This window comes from Pseudomonas maioricensis, from assembly GCF_022790535.1.
In the GTDB taxonomy this organism is placed as follows: Bacteria; Pseudomonadota; Gammaproteobacteria; order Pseudomonadales; family Pseudomonadaceae; genus Aquipseudomonas; species Aquipseudomonas maioricensis.
In genome coordinates this window covers 1-22090 of the sequence record NZ_LOHG01000026.1, presented here as the reverse complement: position 1 = coordinate 22090, position 22090 = coordinate 1, and the positions used below count along the sequence as shown (strand labels likewise).

The window sequence follows — 22090 nt, the reverse complement described above, 5'->3', positions numbered from 1 at the left end:
ACGCTGAACCGCTGCAAAGTTGGACGAAAGCGGCTTCGTTCTGGATTAATCAGGGGTATTTCTCTTAGCGGGTCTGCAATTCGATGCGATACAGGCGGCCCAGCAGCAGCGAGTACGACAAGGTGCCTATCAGCGCTACGCCGCCGATGAACCAGAAGGCCATCGCGAAGGAGCCGGTGGCGTGAACGATGCCGCCAATCACGATCGGCGTGACGATCCCGCCAATATTCGCCGCAAGGCTGGTAACGCCGCCGGTCAGGCCGATCAGCTCTTTTGGCGCCACTTCCGAAACCGCTGCCCAGGACGCCGAAGCAATGCCCTGCGCAAAAAATGCGGTGGTCAGCACAGCGATGCACAGCACGTTGGAATCAGTGAAATTGACCAGCACGATCGACATGCCCAGCATCGAGCCCACCACCAGCGGCAACTTGCGCGCGAACGACATGGAGTAGCCACGGCGAATCAACAGGTCGGAAACGATGCCCGCGAGCAAAATCCCTACAGTGGCGCCAATGAACGGCAGCACGGCGAAGATGCCCACTTTGATCATGGTCAGATGGCGTTCTTCGATCAGGTACGTCGGGAACCAGGTCAGGAAGAAATACAGCGCTGAAGTGCTAGCGAACTTGCCAATGCAAATCGCCCATATTTGCCGATAGCGAAACAGCTCGGCAATCTGCCGCCAGTTGAATCGGGTGCGCTCCTTGCTGCTTTTGACCAGCCCGCCGCCGTCTTCGATGTACTTGAGTTCTTCCTTGCTGACTTTCTTGCAGTTCAACGGATCGCGATAGACAAACAACCAGATCACGCCAAAGACGATGCCGACAATACCGGTGCTGTAAAACACATGGCGCCAGTCATAAGTCGTCGCCAGCCACAACAGCACGCCGGTAAACAGCGCCGTGCCCAGGTACTGACCACATACATAAATACTGCTGGCCAGGCCCCGCTCCCGGGCCGGGAACCAGACCGTTACCGCACGGCTGTTGGCCGGAAATGCCGGAGCTTCCATCGCGCCCACGGCAAGCCGCAGCCCGAACAGCGAAGCAAAGCCCCCTGCCAGCCCCTGGCATACGGTGACTGCCGACCAACTGATCAGCGACACCCCGTAAGTGATACGCGAGCCGAATCGGTCCGCGACAAACCCGGCCGGTACCAGTGCCAATGCATAGGTCCAGGCAAATGCGGAAAAGATCAGGCCCATCTCGACCTTGTCCAGTCCCAGATCCTTGGCCATGAATGGCGCGGCGATGGAGATGTTCACCCGGTCGACGTAGTTGATGATGGTCGCGATCAGCAACAGGGAAAGCATGAACCAGCGTCGCCGCGTTGGCAGCCGCTGGGAGGTAACGGCGTCCTGAGGAGCCGTGTCGGCACTGGCCACTGCGGCCTGGGAGGTTTGGGTACTTGACATGAAGTAGCCTCATTATTGTTGTGATTGAGCGGTTTTCAGACAAAGCGAAGCCATCACCCTCGACTCAGGGCGAAATTAACTGCCAGCAGATTCAGGCGCTTTTGATCAGTACAGAGTGATCAGCACGATCGGGCGCGCAGCAGGGTTAACCGTGAGAGGGGTCGGAGTTTGAGGCGCAGGCGCGAGGACGCGCACAAATCGGGGAGGCAAAGCAGCGAGGATCAAATTTCATGGTACGAGCACCTTCTAATTATTTTTGATAGATGTCGGTCTACAACGGTCTTCAAGTTATCGTACAACCACGGAAAATCAATGCGCCGGTTAGATCGTTTTTTGAGATCAAACCGGCGCAGATCAAAGAAGTCCAAAAAATTTCGCCGCTTGACAAGCCCCATAAAAAACTCGAAACCAGCCTTGTAACAGCTGATCCAGAGCCATCGAAACCTTTTTGCCATCACCGCGTTTTTTTGGACATCAAAGCAAAGCGGTTGCCTGCATTGCCGCAAACCGCGCATGCTTGGGTCATCATACAAAGACCTAACAACTAGAGGATTTCGCCATAAAATCCCGGGTGTTCAGCAAAGACCAGCAGGAGATGTCGTCCATGCACGCAGCGCATCACACGAGCAGCCACACCAGCAGCAACGCCGCTAATCGTGTCCCCACATACGGCATGCAGCAGCGCAGCGAGCGCGCTGATTTTTATATCCGCGATAAAACGGCGCGAAGCGCGGAAACCAGCCCGCACCGGCACGAGTACTTTCAGATCCAGATCAACCTGGGCGGCGACACCATTCAGCACATCGGCAACGTCGAACGACCTTTCCCGCGCAACGCCCTCGCGTTCATCCTGCCGCACCGTATGCACATGATTCCGCACCCTGCGGACAGCAATTTCATGGTGATCAACTTCTCCCAGACCTTCCTGCTGCCGCACCTGGAATGCGACCCGCTGGACCTGGAAGACGTATCGATCCTGCTCGCGCCGGAACTCTCACCGTTCCGCTTTCAGGAGCACCTGGACTTCATTCTTGAGCAGAATGAGTTCGACAAAATCTGCGTCCTTCTCGAACACATGCGCGAGCTGGATCGCAACCGCCAGTTCGGCACCCGGGAAATGCTCAAGGGCTTGCTGTTGCAGTTGATCAGCACGGTTTGCACCCTGTATGGCGAGCCATTGATGCAATTGGCCGACGGCAATGCCGCCCAACTGAGCCGCCGCGATGCACTGACGCGCATGTCGGAGTACGTGCGCAAACACTTGGCCGACCCCGACCTGAGCCTGAAAAAAGTCGCCGCTGCCACCTACCTCTCGCCCACCTACCTGACTCACTGGCTGCGCAAGGAAATCGGCAAAACCTTCAGCGAACTGGTACTCGAAAGGCGCATGCACGCGGCACGCAACCACCTGCTCAACGGCACAAAACCGGTAGGCGAAGTGGCGCGATTGTGCGGTTTTGCCGATGAAGCCTACTTCTCACGGCGCTTCCGTCAGATACACGGCCTACCGCCGGGGCAATTCAGAAGGCAACAGCTTGAGCCGGGATTGCCCAGAGTCGAGTGACCGCTTCCCAACGGTGAGCGTGCACGTTGGCGGCGTAATGTGGCTCGCGCTAAATCTCTTCTGGTCTTCAGAATCTCTCGCGAACAAGTTCGCTCCTACCAGTGGTACACCCCGTGCCGCCGTGGCAGGAGCGAACTTGTTCGCGAGGGCGAGAATCGCCTCAGCACATCGCCAAAGCCTGATGAAGCGGACGCATCTAAATAACTTTTGAACATAATATAAATACAAGCCAATCAATAAAATACATATTAGCTTAGAAGCAAAAAGCCTTTTACAGCAGCCAACCATAAGAATACGGTCTTAGAAAGACAGCCTGACCCTGCGTTTCGGTCAGCCTTCCCATGCACCCAAATCCCGCTGTGTAAAGGATTCCATCCATGCATCTGAGACTTCCTCGGCAATACCCAACCGCGCCCCAGGCGTCGCAATACACAGCCTCATGGGTCAAGGGTCGAGGATTGCGCGATGAGTAAACGTTTCCCGTTACTTCGCTTGCTGGCCGCCTGCGCCACCGCCGCCACACTGCTGGGCTGCTCACCGTCCGCTCAGGACCTTGAAGCCAACAAAACCCTGAAAATTGCTTTCTTTCGCGACAACACCACACTCGTCAGCCTTGATCCCTTCCAGGTCTACTGGCTCGAACACCGCGTGGTGCTGCGCAACGTCGCCGAGTCGCTGACCGATCAGGATCCGCAGACCGGCAAGATCATCCCCTGGCTGGCTGAAAGCTGGCAGGTCAGCGACAACGCGCTGGAATACACTTTCCATTTGCGCAAAGACGTCACCTTCAGCAACGGCACGCGCTTCGACGCTCAGGCGGTCAAAACCGCCTATGACGCCAACAAGGCCTTTGCCGCGCAACTGCCAACGACCTTTGGCGCGACCTATCTGAAGGGCTACGACCACGCCGAAGTGGTCGATGACTTTACCGTGAAGCTGGTGTTGGCCACGCCTAATGCCGGTTTCCTCCAGGCCACCTCCACCACCAACCTTGCGATTCTGGCGCCGGAATCCTACAAGCTCAGCGTCAAGGAACGTTCGCTGGGCGCCATTATTGGCACCGGCCCGTTCGTGCTGGAGCGCTACACCCCGGAAAGCGGCCTGAAGCTGGTCAAGCGCAAGGGTTATGCGTGGCCTTCAGCCAATGTGAAAAACAAAGGTGAGGCGCACCTTAATACCGTCGAGGTCAGCTACGTGCCGGAAGAAAGCGTGCGCAATGGCCAGTTCGTGCAGGGCCAAGTGGACATTCTCTGGCCACGCGCGCCCTTTTCTGAAGTCGATCTGAACCTGTTCAAATCCAAGGGCGCTACGATTCAGAGCCGGTCGCTGCCTGGCCCGGCGCTGAACTTCTACCCCAACACCCGTGGCACGCGCATCCTCGCGGATCGCAATGTGCGCCTTGCGCTGCAAAAAGGCATCGACCGCAAGACCTATGCCGCGACCGTATACAATCCGCAGTTCCCGGTGGTGACCAGCATCTATGACGTCACCACGCCGTACTACAAGAACAAGGCCGACACGCTCGGCTATGACCCGCAAGGTGCGGAAAAGCTGCTGGATGATGCAGGCTGGCAAAAAGGTCAGGACGGCTATCGCAGCAAGGACGGCAAACGACTCAAGCTGGTCTACAACTTGTCGCCAGCGGAAACCGCAGGCGATGTGCTGATTCAGGACCAACTGCGCAAGATCGGCATCGAACTCAAGCTCAACGTGCTGACCACTGCCGAATGGGCGGCCGCCAACGCCTCGGGCAACTATGACCTGACCTCCACCTACATGACTCGTGCCGACCCGATCATCCTGCAGACGATCATCGACCCGCGCACCGCCAACAGTTCAACCCTGGCCACCAACCTGTACGCACCGGAAACGCTGCCCAAAGCCCTTGAGCTGTATGACGCAGGCCTGACCGCCACACAAAGCGAGCAACGCGCAAAAGCCTATGGCGATCTACAAGATCTGCTGATCGAAGAAGGCTCGGCGTTCCCGATCTATGAGCGAGTCTGGCAGGCCGCGACGGCCAAGAAGGTACACAACTTCTACTGGACCGCCGAAGGCTTTGCCCTGCTCAACGATATCGAGATCGTCGCGCCATGAGCCGTTACGTGATCGGCCGGATCGCTCAGGCGCTGCTGGTGTTGTGGGGCGCGTACAGCGTGACGTACTTCATCCTGTATTTACTGCCGGGTGACACGCTGTCGATCATGCTCAGCGCCTCGGGTGTCGAAATCGACGCGCTGTCGCCTGAGGAAATCGCCAAGGCACAAGCCTATTACGGTCTGGATGGCGGAATTTTCCAGCAGTACTTTCACTTGCTGTGGGGCGCGGTTCAGGGTGATTTCGGCAGCTCGTTGACGCTCAACCGGCCGGTCGCGGAGCTGCTCGTCGAGCGCCTGCCGCAAACCCTGGCGCTGGCTGGCCTGGCCATCGTGTTTTCACTGATTGGCGGCATCGGTCTGGCTTACCTCACCGCTTATGTGCGTTGGCAACCGCTGAAGGTCGCACTGGCCCGACTGCCCTCTTTGGGCTTTTCGGTGCCAGTGTTCTGGATGGGCCTGCTGCTGATTCAGTTGTTCGCCTTCACCCTGGGCTGGTTTCCGGCCACCGGCAACCAGGGCTTTTCCAGCCTGATCCTGCCCGCCGTCACCCTGGCCATTCCCAGTGCCGCAGTGTATGCGCAGGTCCTGCAACGAGGTTTCCAGGGTGTCTGGAAAGAACCCTACATTATTACCGCCTACGCCAAAGGCCTCAGCCGCGCGCAGGTTCAGGCCCGGCATGCTTTCAAGAACGCAGCCTTGCCGTTGCTGACCCTGATCGGCCTGCAAGTGGGCAATACGGTGTCCGGAGCCGTGCTGGTCGAGACGATATTTGCACGTTCCGGCGTGGGTCGGCTTGCGCAAGAAGCCGTGCTGCGCCAGGACATCCCCGTGGTGCTGGCAATCGTCGCAGTTTCGGCGGCGGCCTTTGTCCTGATCAATCTGATCGTTGACCTGCTCTACCCCGCCCTCGACCCACGAATCGCCCACACACCAAAGGTCTCCTGACGCCATGACTATTTTTGATAATCGCCTTGAACGTCTGGCTCGCAGTTTCACCACATCGCAGCCAGCGCCGCCGGCCTTATGGCGTCGCCGCAGCCGCCTCAGCCGGGCCCTGGAAGCGACACAGCCACTGCTGCGCCGACCGGGCTTTCTACTGGCGGTTGCTATCATCGCTTTTGCCTTGCTCGCCGCTGTCGCGCCAAACCTGCTCACCAGCTTTGCGCCTTACGCCACCTCACCGACCGACAAGCTCACAGCACCCAATGCCGTGCACTGGTTCGGCACGGACGAACTGGGTCGCGACTTGTATACCCGGGTCGTGCACGGCTCAAGCCTTTCGGTGCAGGCCGCTCTGCTAGCAGTGGGCATCGCACTGGCAGGAGGCTTGAGCCTGGGTATCGTCTCCGGTTTCGCTGGCGGCCGGATTGACGCCGTGATCATGCGTTTCATCGATGTGCTGCTGGCTCTGCCCGGCTTGTTGCTGGCGCTGGCCATCGTCACCGCCATCGGTTTCGGCACCATCCCGGTGGCCATCGCCGTGGGCGTCGGGATCATTCCCGGTTTTGCCCGGACGACGCGGGCCGAAGTGCTGCGTATCAAAACCCTGCCCTACGTCGAAGCGGCGCGTCTGGGCGGCGCCAGTTGGACCCGGACGTTGCTGCGGCACATCCTGCCCAACGCCTGGGGCCCGGTGGCCGTGCTGGCGACGCTGGATTTCGGCGCGGCCATTCTCGCCACTGCAGGTTTGAGTTTTCTCGGTTTCGGTGCGGAGCCGCCTGCTGCGGAATGGGGCACGCTGATCGCCAATGGACGCCACTTTCTGATGACCGCACCCTGGGTGTCGCTGCTGCCGGGGCTGTTCGTGGTCGCCGTCGTATTCAGCTTTAACCATATCGCCCGCACCCTTGAGGAGACTCAACGATGAGCATCACGGATGCACTGATCGACGTCCGCCAACTGGCTGTTGCCTACCGTTTTGGCGGGCAGGTCAATCAGGCGGTACGCGGCGTTTCGTTTCAGGTGGCCAAGGGCGAAACCCTGGCCATTGTCGGTGAATCCGGCTCCGGCAAATCGACCATGGCCAATGCCATCCTTGGGCTGCTGCCGGACAACGCGGTGGTCACCGGCGGCCAACTGTGGGTCGACGGCACCGACCTGACCCACGCCACCGAACGGCAGAAACGGCAGATTCGCGGCAGCACGATCGGGTTGGTGCCACAGGACCCCATGGTGGGGCTGAACCCGACGCTGCGCATCGGCAAGCAAATCGCCGAGGCGCTGATTCAGGCGCACGGCCGTCGTTATCCGGCGGTAGACGCCGATGTGCTGGAGTTGCTGCAACAGGTGGGTCTGGACAAGCCGCTGCTGCGCGCCCGGCAATACCCCCACGAGCTGTCCGGCGGCATGCGTCAGCGGGTGCTGATTGCCATTGCACTGGCGGGCAATCCACGGCTGATCATCGCCGACGAGCCCACCAGTGCGCTGGACGTGACCGTCCAACGCAAGATTCTCGATCACCTGCAACGGCTGGTGGCAGATCGCGGCATTTCACTGCTGATCATCACCCACGATCTGGGTGTCGCCGCCGATCGCGCGGATCGGGTACTGGTGATGAAGAGCGGCGAGCTGGTCGAACAAGGTCCGCCCCAGCAGATCCTGATCAATCCGAGCCACTCCTACACTCAGGCACTGCTTGCCGCTGCGCCCGCCTTTGGCCAGCGCAAGACACCCGCAGTACCGCGGCCCTCCACGAACGGCAAGGCACCGATCCTCACGCTGGAGAACGTCGGCAAGTCGTTCCGCCTGCCTTATGTGAAAGGCGAAAATGCCGATTTTCAGGCCTTGGAGGATGTGAATTTCAAGGTTTATCCGGGGCAAACGCTGGCCATCGTCGGCGAGTCCGGCTCGGGTAAAAGCACTGCGTTGCGCATTGCACTGGGTCTGGAAAAACCAAGTCAGGGCCGCGTGTTGTTCGAAGATCAGGACATCACTCACCTGGGCTGGCGTGACTTCCGCCCGCTGCGCAGACGTATGCAACTGGTTCAGCAGAACCCTTTCGCCGCCCTTGACCCGCGCTTCACACTGTTTGAGAGCATCATCGAACCGCTGGTGTCTTTCGGCCTGCTCAAAGGCCGGGATCTGGAACAGGCGGCGCGCAAGCTGATCGAGCGGGTGCACCTGCCGGTAGCGTATCTGGATCGTTTGCCGCGTGAGCTTTCCGGTGGGCAACAGCAGCGGGTTGCCATTGCACGAGCGCTGGCGTTGCAACCGGACTTGTTGTTGCTCGACGAGCCGGTTTCGGCACTGGATGTCTCGGTTCAGGCACAGATTCTGGATCTGCTCGTGGAGTTGCAAAGCGAGCTGGGCATTGCCTACGTGCTGGTGTCCCATGATCTGGCCGTGGTTGCCAGCGTGGCTCATCAGGTGTTGGTGTTGCGTCAGGGGAAGACCGTCGAACAAGGCGCTGCCAGCGAAATTTTCCACAAGCCGGAAGCGGCGTATACCCGTGAACTGATTGATGCGATACCGGGGCGACGGCTGGAGCTGGCAGCGGAGTATTGAATTGAAATCCGTTCGGCAGCTCTTATCAAACAAAATATAACCACGTGATTTGGAATGCTCTTCTGTAGGAGTGAGCTTGCTCGCGATAGCGTCAGCACAGGCAATATATTCATCAACTGACAGACCGAATCGCGAGCAAGCTCACTCCTACAGGTACTGTGTTTACAGCTCGATGTTGGTACACATCCCACAAGGACGATCATGACCCGCACCTTTCTGGCTTCGACACTCGCCTTACTTCTCGCACCGGCCCTCAGCCAGGCTGCGACAACGGATATCACCGACGCGCAGTACCGGAAAGTGCTTGAAGGCTCATGGCGAGCCAAAGAGAACAGCGCTCGCGACCGTTATCGCCATCCACACGAAACGTTGAAGTTCTTCGGTTTGCAGGCTCAGCAGACGGTGATCGAAATTACGCCTGGTGGCGGTTGGTACAGCGAAATTCTAGCGCCCTTGCTCGCGGGGCACGGACGTTACATCGCAGCGGTTCAGGCCCCCTCTTCCGGCGACTATTACAAAAAAGCCGCCGACGGCCTGACGCAGAAATTCAAGGCTGACCCGGCCCGTTACAGCAAAGCCGAAACCATCGAGTTCGACCCGCAGGCACCGGTGTTCGGCAAACCCGACTCAGCAGACCGGGTACTGACCTTCCGCAACGTCCACAACTGGGTCCTGGCTGATGATGCGCCGCAGATGTTCGCGGCGTTTTTCAAGGTGCTCAAACCGGGCGGTGTGCTGGGCGTGGTGGATCATCGTGCCAAGCCCGGTGCCGATGTCAGCAGCATCAAAGCCAGCGGCTACCTGCCCACCGATTACGTGGTGAAACTGGCCAAAGACGCAGGCTTCAGGTTGGAAGCGCAGAGCGAAGTCAACGCCAACCCGAAGGACACCAAGGATTATTCAGCGGGCGTCTGGACCCTGCCGCCCTCGTACAAACTGGGTGAACAGGACCGGGCGAAATACGCGGCGATTGGCGAGTCAGACCGGTTCACGTTGCGGTTTGTGAAGCCGGTGGGTAATTAGGGCACAGCTTATGACCTGGAATGCAGACCTGTGCAGTCTGTGTGGGAGCTGGGCTTGCCCACGATAAGGCTGGACGCGATCTAACGTGAATCGCGTCCAGCCTTATCGCGGGCAAGCCCAGCTCCCACAGGTCAGCGTTTCCATCCAAGAGCTACACAGGCTGGCTGATGTGCTGCTGATAAAGCGCATTTAACCGCTCACTCACCGTGCGTTCGCCCGAACCAATCGGCCGGCCATCCACCACTTTCACCGGGGTAATCCCCGCGAGCGTGCCGGTGACGAACGCCTCATCAGCGCTGTAAACCTGAGCCAGCGTGAACTCGCCTTCGTGAACTTTGATACCGTTTTCACGCGCCAGGCTGACCAGCGTCTGGCGGGTAATACCGTTGAAGCAGCAATGCGCTGATGACGTCCACAACTCACCTTTGCGCACGATAAAGAAGTTGGTGGAGTTGCAACTGGCCACAAAGCCACGGCTGTCGAGCATCAACGCCTCATCCGCACCGGCATGCAATGCTTGCAGCAAGGCCTGGATAAGATTCAGGCGGCTGTGGGAGTTAAGCCGCAAATCGAACACGTCCGGCGTGCTGCACCGGTAGGTCGAGGTGAACAGCGAAATGCCCCGGGCCTTGGCTTCCAGATCAACGACCTTGTACTCAGCCACACACACCACAGTCGCCTTGCCGATGATGAAGCGCGGGTCCTGATTAGGCGTGCTTTTGCGCCCACGGGTAATCATCAGGCGCAAATGCGCGCCGTCCGTCATGCCGTTGATTGCCAGGGTATCCCAGAGCACTTTTTCGACCTCGTCACGCGTCAGCCCGATGTCCAGATCGATGCTCAGCGCCCCTTCGAACAGCCGGTCCAGATGCGCCTGCAAGGCAACAAGTCTGCCCTGTACCAGGCGCAACCCTTCCCAAACGCCGTCACCGCAGACGAAACCCGCGTCAAATATCGACACCTTGGCGGCATCGCGGTGAACGAACTCACCGTTGAGGTAGACCTTGACGTCGGCATTACGCGGGTCGGCTGCATAGGCCTGACTGCTGGTGGTTGAAAGCATGGGAGTCTCCGGTCTTAAAAAGAACGCTCGGCGAAGCGGGCGAGGAATTCCTGGGTGCGGGGTTGCTGCGGGTTTTTCAGCACTTGATCGGGCGTGCCCTGCTCGTGGATGACGCCGTTTTCGAGAAACAGAACCCGCTCGGCAAAGTGATAGGCGAAGCCCAGTTCGTGGGTCACCAGCAACAAGGTGCGGCCTTCGTCAGCCAGTTGGCGAATGACCCGCAGCACTTCGCCGACCAGCTCTGGGTCCAGCGAAGACGTCGGCTCGTCGAACAGCAAGACCTCAGGCTCCATGACCAGGGCGCGGGCAATGGCCACGCGCTGCTGCTGACCGCCCGACAAGCGCCCCGGATACGTATCGCGGCGATCGGCCAGACCGACTTTTTCCAGTTGCGCCAAGGCACGTTCACGCGCCTGGGCCTGGGAGATTTTTTTCACCGAGATCAAGCCTTCCATGACGTTCTCAAGCACGCTCATGTGCGGGAACAGGTTGAACTGCTGGAAGACCATGCCAACCCGCTCACGCACTTCGCGCAACTGCCGCTCCTGATAGGTTCGTTCGCCGCCACGCTCCTCGCCGAGCAGCACGCCATTGAGTTCGATCTCGCCGCGGGTGGGCATTTCCATGAAGTTCAGGCAGCGCAGCAAAGTGCTCTTGCCTGAACCGCTGCCACCAATGATCGCGATGCGTTCACCGCGACGCACATCCAGGTCGATGCCCTTGAGCACCGGCTGATCGAAGTTTTTATGCAACTGACGAATACGGAACAACGGTTGTTCGGTCATGACAATTCTCAACAAATCAGCGAAGCGCGAGACGGCGCTCAAGGCGCGCAGCGAGGAAGCTGAACGGCCAGATCAGGCAGAAATACAGCAGCGCAACCACGGTCAGAATTTCCAGCGGGCGATAGTAGCTGGAGCTGAGCAAACGCCCCTGATACATCACCTCGGTCACCGCGAGGGTCGAGGCCAGCGACGTCACTTTGACCAGCTCGATCATACGATTGGTCAGCGCGGGCAGCATCCGCTGGCAGGCTTGCGGCAGGATAATCCGCCGCAAGGCCCGCGCACGGCTCATGCCCAGGGCCTTGGCGCCCTCCCACTGACCGCGCACCACAGATTGCAGGCCCGCACGAAAAATCTCGGCGCAGTAGGCCGCGGTATACAGACTCAACGCCAGCGCTGCGGCAAAGAATGGTGTGAAGCGCACGCCCAGCAGCACTGGAAAGGCGTAGTAGATCCAGATCAACTGGATCAACACCGGCGTATTACGGAACACCTCGATGAAGGTAATGGCGGGCAAGGTAATGCGCCGCTTCGGCGATAAACGCGCGACGCCCAACACAAGCCCGACAGGCACACCCACCAGTGCGGCGATCACAAATAATTGCAGGGTGACTTTCAGGCCACGCAGCAGCACAGGGAGGTTGTCGATGACGATCTGGAAATCCCAGTTGTAATCCATCTCAAGCGCTCCTTGCCAGGTGTCGTTCGAGACGCTGGCTGGCCAGGCTGGCAGCAAACAACACGGTGAAGTACATCACCGCGATCACGCTGTAGACCTCCAGAGGTCTGAACGTCTGCGTATTGATCTGCATCGCCTGATACAGGAGTTCGGCATACGCCAGCGACGATGCCAGGGCGGTGGTTTTGACCAGTTCGAAACTGCGCTCCAGAAAGGGTGCGAGCATGCGGCGCAGTGCTTGCGGCAGGATGATTCTGCGCAGCACCCGGGCCTGAGTCATACCCAATGCCTTGGCGCCCTCCCACTGGCCACGTTCCATGGACGCAATGCCGCCGCGCAACACTTCGGCGTAAAAGGCGCTGGACTGGATCGACAGCGCCAGTACGGCAGCCGTAAACGGCGACAGGCTGACCGGGGCCAGCACTGGCAACGCATAGAAAAACCAGAAGAAGTGCACGATGGCCGGAGTGTTGCGGTAGAAGCCGATAAAGGCCATCGCCGGATAACGCAGCAGCGCCCGCGATGACATCCGCAACACCGCCATCAAGGCCCCCAGCAGGACGCCGAAAAACAGGGATACCAGGGCGATGCGCAACGTGCCCAGCAACCCTTCGAAGAGCAAGCCGCTATAGGGCAATATCGCTGAAAAATTCCAGGTATACACTCGTGTTTCTCTCCTGGGGTGATCCCCTCCGAGCCCGCACAGCCACCTCTTCCCCAGGGGAAGGCCGCGCATGTTAATGGCTGGACACAAATAGCCATAAATACCCGATATGCATTTGCATATTCATTTTTGTTCTAGCGATCATTCAGCCAGGGAGGTGCTTAAGCAGTAGCCTTTGACGTTTTTGCACATGGCATCGGTATGAGCAACGACTCACTGACTCGCTCCCTCGCGCAATTCGCCGCAGACCTGACGCTCGACAGCGTGCCCACCGCGCTACGCGAGCAGATCAAACTGCACCTGATCGACGCCCTCGCCTGCGGTCTGGCATCAACGCGCAGTGAGCTGGCGGCGACTTTCCAGCGACATTGCATTGAGGAGTACGCCCCTGGCCCCTGCGCGTTGATGGGCAGTTCAGTGCGTCTGGCACCGGTGGGTGCCGCGCTGTTCAACGGCATGGCGATCAATGCACTGGATCATGACGATGGCCTGGAAGTGGATGGCCGGGGCATGGGCCATCCCGGCGCGAGTCTGGTGGCGGCGGCACTGAGTGGCGTCTGGCAGCGCAAGACTTCAGGCCGTGAACTGCTGGAAGCGCTGATTGCCGCTTATGAAATCAATGCCCGCGTGATCAGCGCCGTGCAGCCGAGCATTGAGCGCTTTCGTCAGGTGTACGGCGTTTGTCAGCATCAGGCGCTGGGCGCTGCGGTGGCATTCGGCAAATTGATGCAACTGGACGCAGCCGGTCTGGAGACCGCTCTGGGTCTGGCGGGTACCCTGACGCCTCTGCCGAGCCTGCGTAAATACAACTGGGAGTCGCGTCCTTTGGTGTCATTCAAGGACTTCACGGCGCCAGCAGCCGAGGCTGGCGTACGCGCAGTACGCCTGCAGCAACATCAGTGGGTGGGTGCTCAAGCAGTGCTGGATGGCGATCAGGGGTTGTGGCGGATGCTCGGCTCGGATCAGTTTGATCCGCACCTGCTGGTCGCCGATCTGGGCAACGAATGGTTTGCAGCCAACTCCAGCCTCAAGCACTACCCTGCCTGTCGCTGGATCCACACGGCGCTGGAGTCCTTCGAGCAATTGCAGCAGACGCATGCGTTCGAGGCGGCTGCGATCAACGAAATCCGCGTGCTGACCGGTACCACCCAGGCCCGCGATTTCATGGACAGACGCCCGGTCAACGAAGTCGACGCCCAGTTCAGCCTGCCTCATACGCTGGCCTGCCTTGCACTGGGTATCGCCAAACACGATTGGCACACGACGAGCACGTTGAACGATCCGCAGGTAAGGGCCGTGTCTGATCGAGTAGTCGCCGAGGTGGACCCCGAGTTGAACGCATTGATGGCCGATACCCGCCGCCCCGCCGGGCAAGTGCAGGTACGTCTGGGTGACGATACACTGACTGGAGCCCGACTGGACTATCCGCTGGGCTGCCGCCAGAGGCCATTGAGCCGGGAACAGGTGGCCGACAAATACCGCCAGTACGCGCCGTTGGGTAGCCCTGTTGAACAGGTCGAACCCGTGCTTGCAGGGTTGTTTGCAATTGAAGAATGCGAAGATGTGGCGGGGTTGCTGGAAGGCTTGTTTAGGTAGTGCCTCGATTGGACGAGTGACACCACGCTCTCACAGCAGAAACCGTGTGTGCCGGCCCCATGTGGGAGCTGAGCTTGCTCGCAATAAAGGCACCGCAAATATCAGGCAGTTCGCGTTTGGGCTTATCGCGGGCAAGCCCAGCTCCCACATTTAATTGCATTCCAATCCAGGAAGTTGGTCGTATCTTGAGGATTGAGCTGCCGGGCCTGACTTAAATTCGCCCTAATCAGCTCACCTGCATTACTTCGCCCACTGCTCCTTGATCACTGGCGGTACTTTGCTGGGGTCTACACCGCGCAGGCGCAGGGCGTCTTCGTAGTATTTCTGGGTCACGCCGCTTTCATACAATTTGGCGAATTCCTTGCCGACGAAATCCCGGAAGGTTTTGTCGTCTTCATAACGCACAGCGCCACTGGTGCTGACCGAGACGATCGGAGTGGGCAGAATCAGCGTGCCTTTGCGCACTTTCGCCTGCTGTAGCGCCAGCGCCGGGTGGAAGTACGAAAGACCGTCGACACGGCCCGCATAGAACGCCGCAACACCTTCGTCCATGTTGGTGTAGCGCTCCAGATGAGCCTTCTTGAATTTCTTGCTGAGAATCAGATCCGGGCTGCTGCCCTGGGTCACGCCGATGCGCACGTCGTCACGGTCCAGGTCTTCCCAGGTGTTGGCGGTCAGGCCGTCACGCAACAATACGCCCTGGGCGTACCAGAAGAACGGTTGCTCCGGAAAATCCACAGCCTTGCGACGCTCTTCAGTGGGGTCCAGCACCAGCATCAGGTCAATCTGGCCAGATTGCAGCGCCGCAACAGAGTTACCCCAAGTGGTCTCGACCGTGACCAGTTTGACGCCCAGTTCCTTGGCCAGATCCTTGCCCACGTTGTAGCCGATGCCATTCCACTGCTCGGTTGCAGGATCCTTGAAGAACCAGGGTTCACCCTGAGCGACACCAATCCGTAGCTCGCCTGAATCATGGATCTGTTTCCAGGTCGAGGCCGACTCGGCGGCCTGAGCAATGGAAACGGTGGACAGCAGCGCAGCGGCAATGACTCGCGCGTAGAAACCTAGAGACTTCATCGGGGTGATCCTGTTGACGTTGTTGACCCGTGTGGGTGCGCGAATGATGGCAATTAGCGCAGTTCATTCAAAAGAATTAATAGTATGTTTTTAATTTCCTTTTGGAATATATACCCCCCGGCATGCCAGCCAACCTAATCGAGCCAGAGTAACGATTTGTAAAACATCCACTGTCATCTCACCGACGAGCGCGCCCTGCACCGGGGGTGGATATGTTTCTATCCATGACACCTCTGTGACACCTTCAAGAATGACAGGAGTCTGCGCATGCCCATCCACTCGTTCAGCCGTCGTCATTTCATTCAGGCCAGCTCAGCACTGGCAGCCATGGCGGCACTGTCTCCCCTGCTTCCCGCGTTTGCCGCCACACCACTGCTAACCCGCAAGATTCCCTCGTCAGGTGAAGATTTGCCGGTCATCGGTCTGGGCACCGCCCGCACCTTCAACTTTGCAGTGAGCTCAAGTGAGATGGATCCCGCGCTGGAGGTGCTCAAGACGCTACTCAGCGGCGGCGCCAGACTGATCGATACCGCGCCCAGCTACGGAGACTCCCAGGCCGTCACCGGGGAATTGCTGACCCGTGCCAAAGCCCATGGCCAGGCGTTTGTGGCCACCAAGGTTTCCTCCACAGGACGTGAAGCGGGTTTGCGGCAAATCGAACAGGCGTTCAAACAACTGCAAACCGAGCGTATCGATCTGATTCAAGTGCACAACCTGCAAGACACCACGACCCAGTTGCAGACGTTGCGCGAGCTAAAACAACAAGGCCGGATTCGCTACATCGGCGTGACCCATTACGTCGAGTCAGCCCACGATGAACTGCTGGCCACGCTGCAAAAAGAGAAAGTCGACTTTGTTCAGGTCAACTATTCCATCGGCGCACGCAACGCAGAAAAGCGTCTGCTGCCCTGGTGCGCGGACAATGGCGTAGCGGTTCTGGCCAACCGCACGTTCGAAGCCGGACGTTTGTTTGCCAAGGTCAAAGGCAAGCCGGTGCCCGACTGGGCCGCTGCTGAGCTGGATGCCAGTTCATGGGCGCAACTGATGCTCAAGTTCGTGCTCGCCAACCCCGCTATCACGGCAGTGATTCCGGCCACCAGTAACCCGCGTTATGCTGCCGACAACCTGCTGGCCGGCCAAGGCCGATTGCCAGACGCCAGGTTGCGCGAACGGATCGCCGAACTGTTCGCCTGATCACCTGCCACCGGGAGCGCGTCCGTGTCCTTTGTTGACCATCCACTGATCCACCGCGCTGCTCGCGCCATCAATGCCGAGCCGGGCGAACTGCGTCCGGCACTGGCAGGTTTTACCCTGTTCTTCTGTCTGTTCTGCGGCTACTTCATGCTGCGCCCGATCCGCGAAGCCATGGGCATCCAGGCCGGTGTCGAGAACCTCCAGTGGTTGTTTACCGCGACGTTCGTGGTGATGCTGATCGCGGTCCCGTTGTTTGGCTGGCTTAACTCGGTGGTGCCACGCGTTCAGTTCGTCGACTGGGTGTATGGATTCTTCGCCATCAACCTGCTGTTTTTTGCCCTGACCTTTGCCCTGCATGACGACAGCGTGTGGTTGGCGCGCGCGTTTTACGTGTGGATCTCGGTCTACAACCTGTATGTGGTTTCAGTTGCCTGGAGTCTGATGGCCGATGCGTTCGATGGCGGGCAGGCGCGGCGGCTATTTGCGTTTATCGCAGCGGGCGCGAGTGTCGGTGGTTTGCTCGGCCCGTTGATCAGCGCCTTCTCGATTGACGTGCTCGGTCAGGGTGGTCTGGCGCTGGTCAGTGCGGTGTTGTTGCTGTTGGCGTTGGCACTCAAGCGTTACCTCATGGCCTGGCGCGAGTATGGCGGCGCAGGTCGACCGGGCGCACCTGCGGCTGAAAACCCGCGTCGGCCGGTAGCGGGCAACCCTTTCAGTGGCATGCTGCGCGTGCTGCGTTCACCGTATCTGCTGGGCGTGTGCCTGTTCGTAGTGCTGCTCGCCACGGCGAGTACCTTTCTGTATTTCGAACAAGCGCGACTGGTTTCTGAGTTGTTCGCAACGCGTGAGGAGCAGGTCCGCGTGTTCGGGCTGATTGATTTTGCGGTGCAGGCAGGTGCGCTGGTTTCGCAAGTGTTCATCACCGGTCGCATCGCCCAGCGCTTTGGTGTCAGCGTGCTGCTGGCGGGTGTGCCAGCACTGGTGTGTATCGGCTTTATCGGTCTGGCTCTGGCCCCGACGTTTGCCATGCTCGCCAGCCTGATGATCGTGCGGCGCATTGGCGAATACGCTTTTATCCGCCCCGGTCGGGAAATGCTCTTTGCGCCACTGGATGCGGAGACCAAATACAAGGCCAAGAACTTCATCGACACGGTGGTCTATCGAGGCGGCGATGCCGTCAGCGGCTGGGCGAAAAGCCTGCTCGACATGCTCGGGCAAGGCACTGTGCTGGTCGCATTGGTGGGTGCCCTCTGCGCGGCACTGTGGGCCGTGACAGGTTGGTATCTGGGACAGCGCACAGATCGGGAAACGACGGAAACCCGCCGCGAAACGCTGCCGGATACCGATGGGTGATGGCATCAGGTCAGGCAACACAGTTTGCTGACGCACCATATCGCGGGCAAGCACCGCTCCCACAGGGGAAATTCGCTTCATCTGTGAATGTGTATCGTCTGGACCGGCCCCTTCGCGAATGACTACCGAACCAGACGCTTTTCCTTCGAGGGGCGGTAGCCGAAGTATGAGCTGTAGCACTTGCTGAAGTGGCTGGGCGAAACGAAGCCGCAGGCGACGAGTACTTCTACCTGTGACATCTCGGTGTGTTGCAACAAGCGGCGGGCTTCGGTGATGCGCAGTTCCAGATAGTAGCGCTGCGGTGTGGTGCCCAACTGCTCGCGAAACAATCGCTCGACCTGGCGTCTGGAGCGGCCGGAGTACGCCACCAGTTGCTCCATCTCCAGCGGTTCTTCGAGGTTGGCGTCCATGAGTTTCACCACTTCGCGCAGCGGAGCGCTGACGGATAAATGTGGCGACGCCTTGATGCGCCGATAACGCGACTCCTCGAAGGAAAGAATGTCCTCGATCCCTTCCACCAAAGCCTTGTCGTGCAGCGTCTTGATCCACTCCAGCGCCATATGGAACGCACCGGTCGGGCTGGATGCGGTGAGCCGGTCCCGGTCCACGACAAACGCTTCGCTGGTCACCAGAGTGATTTTGCAGACCTCGGCCAGCGCCGGGCGATGTTCCGGGTGGATCGCGCAACGGTAACTGTCGAGAAGCCCCGCCACCCCCAAAAACCATGCCCCGTTCCATAAACCTGCCAGGGCACTGCCCTGCTGCGCAGCTTCTTTGAGAAGAGGATTCAACTCGGGGTAGATTTTCAGTTCGGTCCGGTAACCGCCGCACACCACCAGCAGGTCCAGATCGCTGATCTCTGCAGAGGTGATTTGCGCATCCGGGCGAATCACCAAGCCCAGGTCGCTGACCACTTCGCCGTCATGCAACCCGAAGGTTCGCGTGGTGAACAATCCGGGCCGCAAGAGATTGGCGGTAACAATCGTGTCCAGCGCCTGGGTGAAGGCAGGCAGCGAGAAGTGTTCAAGCAACAGGAAGCCTGCTCGTGCCTGCCGGGTGGGCACGCCACGATTATCTTCCAGATAGCGAAGGTTCTTGCCCTTCATGCCTCCGCTGAATTGACGTCGTTCAGTCATGTTCGCCTCTTTGCTCCCTCTCACGAACACCGTGCCAGTGGCTCTCAACGCCGGGAGTTTTTTCAGGCCGGATAATACCTTGTGTGTCACAGGGACTGTAGTGCTTGCGCAAAACCGTTGAAAACCGTCCATGCGCAGGATGTTTTCAGACCGATTATTTCCGAATCCGTAACAGTGTTTTGCTCAGATTGCCGCAGGACAATTTGCCGCAGCCCGGGCTTTTTTTGATAAGGTTGCAAAAGTAACCAGTTAGTTAATTGTTTGCGGAGTTCCTTTGAACTGAGCCGTGTCGCCAGCGCAGAGCCTGAAAAGCCTCTGCGCGACCGCTGTTCCGGAAGCAGCTGCATCGGCTGATTCCTCCACTACGCTTAACCTTTCACATCAACGCTCATGCGTTATCAGGACATGCACCATGACTAAGTCTCAACCTACGGCGTCCGTCAGCCGCTGGCCCATCTGGGTCGCAGCTCTCGGTGTGCTGGTATTTGGATTACTTTTCACAGGACTGGGCGGCTACCTCGCCACGCTGGGCGGTAGCTGGTATTTCCTGCTCGCCGGCCTCGGCATGCTGGTCTCCGCCGTGCTGCTCTTCAAACAGCGCCTGACGGGTGCCTGGCTGTTCGCAGCCGTCATGGTGCTGTCCATCATCTGGGCGCTGGTTGATGCCGGTCTGAACTTCTGGCCGCAGATCTCCCGTCTGTTTGCACTGGGCGTATTGAGCCTGGTGGTTGCACTGGTCTACCCAACCCTGCGCAAGGCCAACGGCCTGGTAAGCGGTCGCGGCGGCTATGCGCTGAGTGGCCTGCTGGCACTGGCTATCGTCGGCGGCGCCTGGGGCATGTTCATCCCCCACGCTTCGGTTTCCCCGACTGGCGACGGCCCGGGCCTGACCAAAGTTGACCCGGCCAAAGCACAGAAAGACTGGGCGCACTACGGTAACGACGAAGGCGGCAGCCGCTTCGCTGCACTGGACCAGATCAACCGCAGCAACGTCGGCAGCCTGGTGCCCGCCTGGACTTACCAGACCGGCGACGTTGCGATCAGCGACGGCAACGGTGCCGAAGACCAGATGACCCCGCTGCAAGTCGGCGACAAAGTGTTCATCTGCACCCCGCACAACAACGTCATCGCACTGGATGCCGACACCGGCAAACAGCTGTGGAAGAACGAAATTAACGCGCAGAGCAAAGTCTGGCAGCGTTGCCGTGGTCTGGCGTACTTCGATTCGACAGCGGCGCTGGCTAAGCCGGTTGACGGCAGCACGCCCGCCACCGCTGTTTCGGTACCGGCTGGCGCCAACTGCCAGCGTCGCTTGCTGACCAACACCATCGATGCGCGCCTGATTGCCGTGGACGCCGACACTGGCGAGTTCTGCCAGGGCTTCGGCACCAACGGTCAGGTTGATCTGAAAGCAGGCCTGGGCAATGTTCCGGACTCCTACTATCAACTGTCGTCCGCGCCGCTGATGGCCGGTTCCACGGTAGTCGTGGGCGGTCGTGTCGCTGACAACGTTCAGGCTGACATGCCTGGCGGCGTGATCCGTGGTTTTGACGTGATCACCGGCGCCATGCGCTGGGCATTCGACCCGGGTAATCCAGAAGACAAGAAAGCTCCAGCGGCCGACGCCACTTACGTGCGCAGTACGCCAAACAGCTGGGCGCCGATGTCTTATGACCCGGCCATGAACACCATCTTCTTGCCGATGGGCAGCTCGTCCACCGACATCTACGGTGTTGAACGTACCGCGCTGGACCACAAATACGGCGCTTCAATTCTGGCCCTGAACGCAACAACAGGCGAAGAGAAGTGGGTCTATCAGACCGTCCACAACGACCTGTGGGACTTCGACCTGCCGATGCAGCCTAGCCTGATCGACTTCACCAAGGCCGATGGCAGCAAGGTGCCGGCCGTAGTGATCGGCACCAAGGCCGGTCAGATCTTCGTGCTCGACCGTGCTACCGGCAAGCCGCTGACCAAAGTTGAAGATGTCGCCGTCAAAGCCGCCAACATCCCCAACGAGCCTTATTCGCTGACTCAACCGCTGTCGACCGGTATGCCGCAGATCGGCACCAAACACATGACCGAATCGGACATGTGGGGCGCGACGCCTTTTGATCAGATGCTGTGCCGTATCTCGTTCAGGCAAATGCGCTACGAAGGCCTGTACACCGCGCCGGGCACCGACAAGTCGCTGAGCTTCCCGGGTTCGCTGGGTGGCATGAACTGGGGCAGCCTCTCGACTGACCCGGTACACGGCTTCATCTTCGTCAACGACATGCGTCTGGGCCTGTGGATCCAGATGGTGCCGCAGCAGAAAGATGCCAAAGCGTCTTCCGGTGGCGAAGCGCTGAACACGGGCATGGGCGCAGTGCCGCTCAAAGGCACGCCTTACGCCGTGAACAAAAACCGCTTCCTGTCGATTGCCGGCATTCCGTGCCAGGCACCGCCCTTCGGCACCCTGACCGCGATTGACATGAAGACCCAGAAAGTCGCCTGGCAAGTCCCGGTCGGCACCGTGGAAGACACCGGTCCACTGGGGATCAAAATGCACCTGCCGCTGCCGATCGGCATGCCGACCCTCGGTGGCACACTGTCGACCCAGGGTGGCCTGATTTTCATCGCCGGGACTCAGGATTACTACCTGCGCGCCTTCAACTCCGCCAACGGTGAAGAAGCCTGGAAAGCCCGTCTGCCCGTCGGCAGCCAGGGCGGCCCGATGACCTTTGTTTCGCCGAAAACCGGCAAGCAATACGTGGTCATCACCGCCGGTGGTGGCCGTCAGTCGCCGGATCGCGGTGACTACGTGATCGCTTACGCGCTGCCTGACAGCAAGTAATCGCCAAAAGCAAAAACCCGCTGCCACCTCAACGGTGACAGCGGGTTTTTTATTGTCTTTTTCCGGGCTAAAACCACGCTCATCAAACAACATGCAAGCGACC

19 protein-coding genes are annotated in these 22090 nt (G+C 59.3%); 11 read left to right on the top strand and 8 right to left on the bottom strand.

Annotation, left to right across the window (positions count from 1 at the left end):
• Window positions 1–64: 64 nt before the first annotated feature.
• Complete coding sequence (locus AUC61_RS24520; protein WP_243248841.1) at window positions 65–1414, bottom strand: MFS transporter; 1350 nt, start codon at window positions 1412–1414, stop codon at window positions 65–67.
• Between the two features lie 263 nt (window positions 1415–1677).
• Here AUC61_RS24520 and AUC61_RS24515 point away from each other — a divergent pair, with 263 nt between their 5' ends.
• From AUC61_RS24515 to AUC61_RS24485, 7 genes are all read left to right on the top strand, one after another.
• Entirely contained in the window at window positions 1678–1962 is a 285-nt protein-coding gene (locus tag AUC61_RS24515; RefSeq protein ID WP_243248839.1) for a hypothetical protein, read from the top strand.
• 125 nt (window positions 1963–2087) lie between these two features.
• Window positions 2088–2978 carry a helix-turn-helix transcriptional regulator gene (locus tag AUC61_RS24510; protein WP_243248895.1) on the top strand — a complete coding sequence of 297 codons (891 nt, stop codon included), beginning with the start codon at window positions 2088–2090 and terminating at the stop codon, window positions 2976–2978.
• Window positions 2979–3443: 465 nt separating this feature from the next.
• A complete protein-coding gene (locus AUC61_RS24505; RefSeq protein ID WP_243248836.1) occupies window positions 3444–5075 on the top strand; it encodes an ABC transporter substrate-binding protein in 1632 nt (543 codons plus the stop codon).
• On the top strand, window positions 5072–6022 hold the full coding sequence (locus AUC61_RS24500; RefSeq protein ID WP_243248834.1) for an ABC transporter permease: 951 nt from the start codon (window positions 5072–5074) through the stop codon (window positions 6020–6022). The genes AUC61_RS24505 and AUC61_RS24500 overlap by 4 nt, the downstream gene beginning before the upstream one ends.
• Before the next feature lie 4 nt (window positions 6023–6026).
• Window positions 6027–6944: an ABC transporter permease gene (locus AUC61_RS24495; protein ID WP_243248833.1), complete on the top strand. Its 918-nt coding sequence runs from the start codon at window positions 6027–6029 to the stop codon at window positions 6942–6944.
• Window positions 6941–8581, top strand: a complete 1641-nt coding sequence (locus AUC61_RS24490; RefSeq protein WP_243248831.1) for a dipeptide ABC transporter ATP-binding protein — start codon at window positions 6941–6943, stop codon at window positions 8579–8581. Before AUC61_RS24495 ends, AUC61_RS24490 begins: the two co-directional genes overlap by 4 nt.
• Window positions 8582–8782: 201 nt before the next feature.
• Window positions 8783–9604, top strand: a complete 822-nt coding sequence (locus tag AUC61_RS24485; RefSeq protein ID WP_243248829.1) for a class I SAM-dependent methyltransferase — start codon at window positions 8783–8785, stop codon at window positions 9602–9604.
• A 151-nt stretch (window positions 9605–9755) separates the two neighbouring features.
• Here the strand turns inward: AUC61_RS24485 and AUC61_RS24480 are convergent, their stop codons facing one another.
• Genes AUC61_RS24480 through AUC61_RS24465 form a run of 4 tightly spaced genes read right to left on the bottom strand, consistent with a single transcriptional unit; the run spans window position 9756 to window position 12795 of the window.
• Window positions 9756–10667, bottom strand: a complete 912-nt coding sequence (locus AUC61_RS24480; protein ID WP_243248827.1) for an aminotransferase class IV — start codon at window positions 10665–10667, stop codon at window positions 9756–9758.
• A 14-nt stretch (window positions 10668–10681) separates the two neighbouring features.
• Window positions 10682–11452, bottom strand: a complete 771-nt coding sequence (locus AUC61_RS24475; protein WP_122664245.1) for an amino acid ABC transporter ATP-binding protein — start codon at window positions 11450–11452, stop codon at window positions 10682–10684.
• A gap of 16 nt (window positions 11453–11468) precedes the next feature.
• A complete protein-coding gene (locus AUC61_RS24470; RefSeq protein WP_243248826.1) occupies window positions 11469–12131 on the bottom strand; it encodes an amino acid ABC transporter permease in 663 nt (220 codons plus the stop codon).
• A gap of 1 nt (window position 12132) precedes the next feature.
• A complete protein-coding gene (locus AUC61_RS24465; RefSeq protein ID WP_243248824.1) occupies window positions 12133–12795 on the bottom strand; it encodes an amino acid ABC transporter permease in 663 nt (220 codons plus the stop codon).
• A gap of 201 nt (window positions 12796–12996) precedes the next feature.
• Between AUC61_RS24465 and AUC61_RS24460 the strand changes: the two genes are divergently transcribed.
• Window positions 12997–14391: an MmgE/PrpD family protein gene (locus AUC61_RS24460; protein ID WP_243248822.1), complete on the top strand. Its 1395-nt coding sequence runs from the start codon at window positions 12997–12999 to the stop codon at window positions 14389–14391.
• A gap of 240 nt (window positions 14392–14631) precedes the next feature.
• Here AUC61_RS24460 and AUC61_RS24455 read toward each other — a convergent pair whose 3' ends face one another.
• On the bottom strand, window positions 14632–15468 hold the full coding sequence (locus tag AUC61_RS24455; protein WP_243248821.1) for a transporter substrate-binding domain-containing protein: 837 nt from the start codon (window positions 15466–15468) through the stop codon (window positions 14632–14634).
• A gap of 267 nt (window positions 15469–15735) precedes the next feature.
• On the opposite strand from AUC61_RS24455, the gene AUC61_RS24450 reads away from it, so the two are divergent.
• Complete coding sequence (locus AUC61_RS24450; RefSeq protein WP_243248819.1) at window positions 15736–16662, top strand: aldo/keto reductase; 927 nt, start codon at window positions 15736–15738, stop codon at window positions 16660–16662.
• Between the two features lie 24 nt (window positions 16663–16686).
• Entirely contained in the window at window positions 16687–18015 is a 1329-nt protein-coding gene (locus tag AUC61_RS24445; RefSeq protein WP_243248817.1) for an NTP/NDP exchange transporter, read from the top strand.
• 122 nt (window positions 18016–18137) lie between these two features.
• Here the strand turns inward: AUC61_RS24445 and AUC61_RS24440 are convergent, their stop codons facing one another.
• Window positions 18138–19151, bottom strand: a complete 1014-nt coding sequence (locus AUC61_RS24440) for a GlxA family transcriptional regulator (protein ID WP_122664239.1) — start codon at window positions 19149–19151, stop codon at window positions 18138–18140.
• 86 nt (window positions 19152–19237) lie between these two features.
• On the bottom strand, window positions 19238–19498 hold the full coding sequence (locus AUC61_RS24435; protein ID WP_243248815.1) for a hypothetical protein: 261 nt from the start codon (window positions 19496–19498) through the stop codon (window positions 19238–19240).
• A gap of 65 nt (window positions 19499–19563) precedes the next feature.
• On the opposite strand from AUC61_RS24435, the gene AUC61_RS24430 reads away from it, so the two are divergent.
• Window positions 19564–21987 carry a glucose/quinate/shikimate family membrane-bound PQQ-dependent dehydrogenase gene (locus AUC61_RS24430; protein WP_243248813.1) on the top strand — a complete coding sequence of 808 codons (2424 nt, stop codon included), beginning with the start codon at window positions 19564–19566 and terminating at the stop codon, window positions 21985–21987.
• The last annotated feature ends 103 nt before the right edge of the window (window positions 21988–22090 follow it).

Coding starts and splice junctions, on each gene's coding strand:
- AUC61_RS24520 (WP_243248841.1), bottom strand. CDS start 1,414: ATGTCAAGTACCCAAACCTCCCAGGCCGCAGTGGCCAGTGCCGACACG.
- AUC61_RS24515 (WP_243248839.1), top strand. CDS start 1,678: ATGTCGGTCTACAACGGTCTTCAAGTTATCGTACAACCACGGAAAATC.
- AUC61_RS24510 (WP_243248895.1), top strand. CDS start 2,088: ATGCAGCAGCGCAGCGAGCGCGCTGATTTTTATATCCGCGATAAAACG.
- AUC61_RS24505 (WP_243248836.1), top strand. CDS start 3,444: ATGAGTAAACGTTTCCCGTTACTTCGCTTGCTGGCCGCCTGCGCCACC.
- AUC61_RS24500 (WP_243248834.1), top strand. CDS start 5,072: ATGAGCCGTTACGTGATCGGCCGGATCGCTCAGGCGCTGCTGGTGTTG.
- AUC61_RS24495 (WP_243248833.1), top strand. CDS start 6,027: ATGACTATTTTTGATAATCGCCTTGAACGTCTGGCTCGCAGTTTCACC.
- AUC61_RS24490 (WP_243248831.1), top strand. CDS start 6,941: ATGAGCATCACGGATGCACTGATCGACGTCCGCCAACTGGCTGTTGCC.
- AUC61_RS24485 (WP_243248829.1), top strand. CDS start 8,783: ATGACCCGCACCTTTCTGGCTTCGACACTCGCCTTACTTCTCGCACCG.
- AUC61_RS24480 (WP_243248827.1), bottom strand. CDS start 10,667: ATGCTTTCAACCACCAGCAGTCAGGCCTATGCAGCCGACCCGCGTAAT.
- AUC61_RS24475 (WP_122664245.1), bottom strand. CDS start 11,452: ATGACCGAACAACCGTTGTTCCGTATTCGTCAGTTGCATAAAAACTTC.
- AUC61_RS24470 (WP_243248826.1), bottom strand. CDS start 12,131: ATGGATTACAACTGGGATTTCCAGATCGTCATCGACAACCTCCCTGTG.
- AUC61_RS24460 (WP_243248822.1), top strand. CDS start 12,997: ATGAGCAACGACTCACTGACTCGCTCCCTCGCGCAATTCGCCGCAGAC.
- AUC61_RS24455 (WP_243248821.1), bottom strand. CDS start 15,468: ATGAAGTCTCTAGGTTTCTACGCGCGAGTCATTGCCGCTGCGCTGCTG.
- AUC61_RS24450 (WP_243248819.1), top strand. CDS start 15,736: ATGCCCATCCACTCGTTCAGCCGTCGTCATTTCATTCAGGCCAGCTCA.
- AUC61_RS24440 (WP_122664239.1), bottom strand. CDS start 19,151: ATGACTGAACGACGTCAATTCAGCGGAGGCATGAAGGGCAAGAACCTT.
- AUC61_RS24435 (WP_243248815.1), bottom strand. CDS start 19,498: ATGCAGCTGCTTCCGGAACAGCGGTCGCGCAGAGGCTTTTCAGGCTCT.
- AUC61_RS24430 (WP_243248813.1), top strand. CDS start 19,564: ATGACTAAGTCTCAACCTACGGCGTCCGTCAGCCGCTGGCCCATCTGG.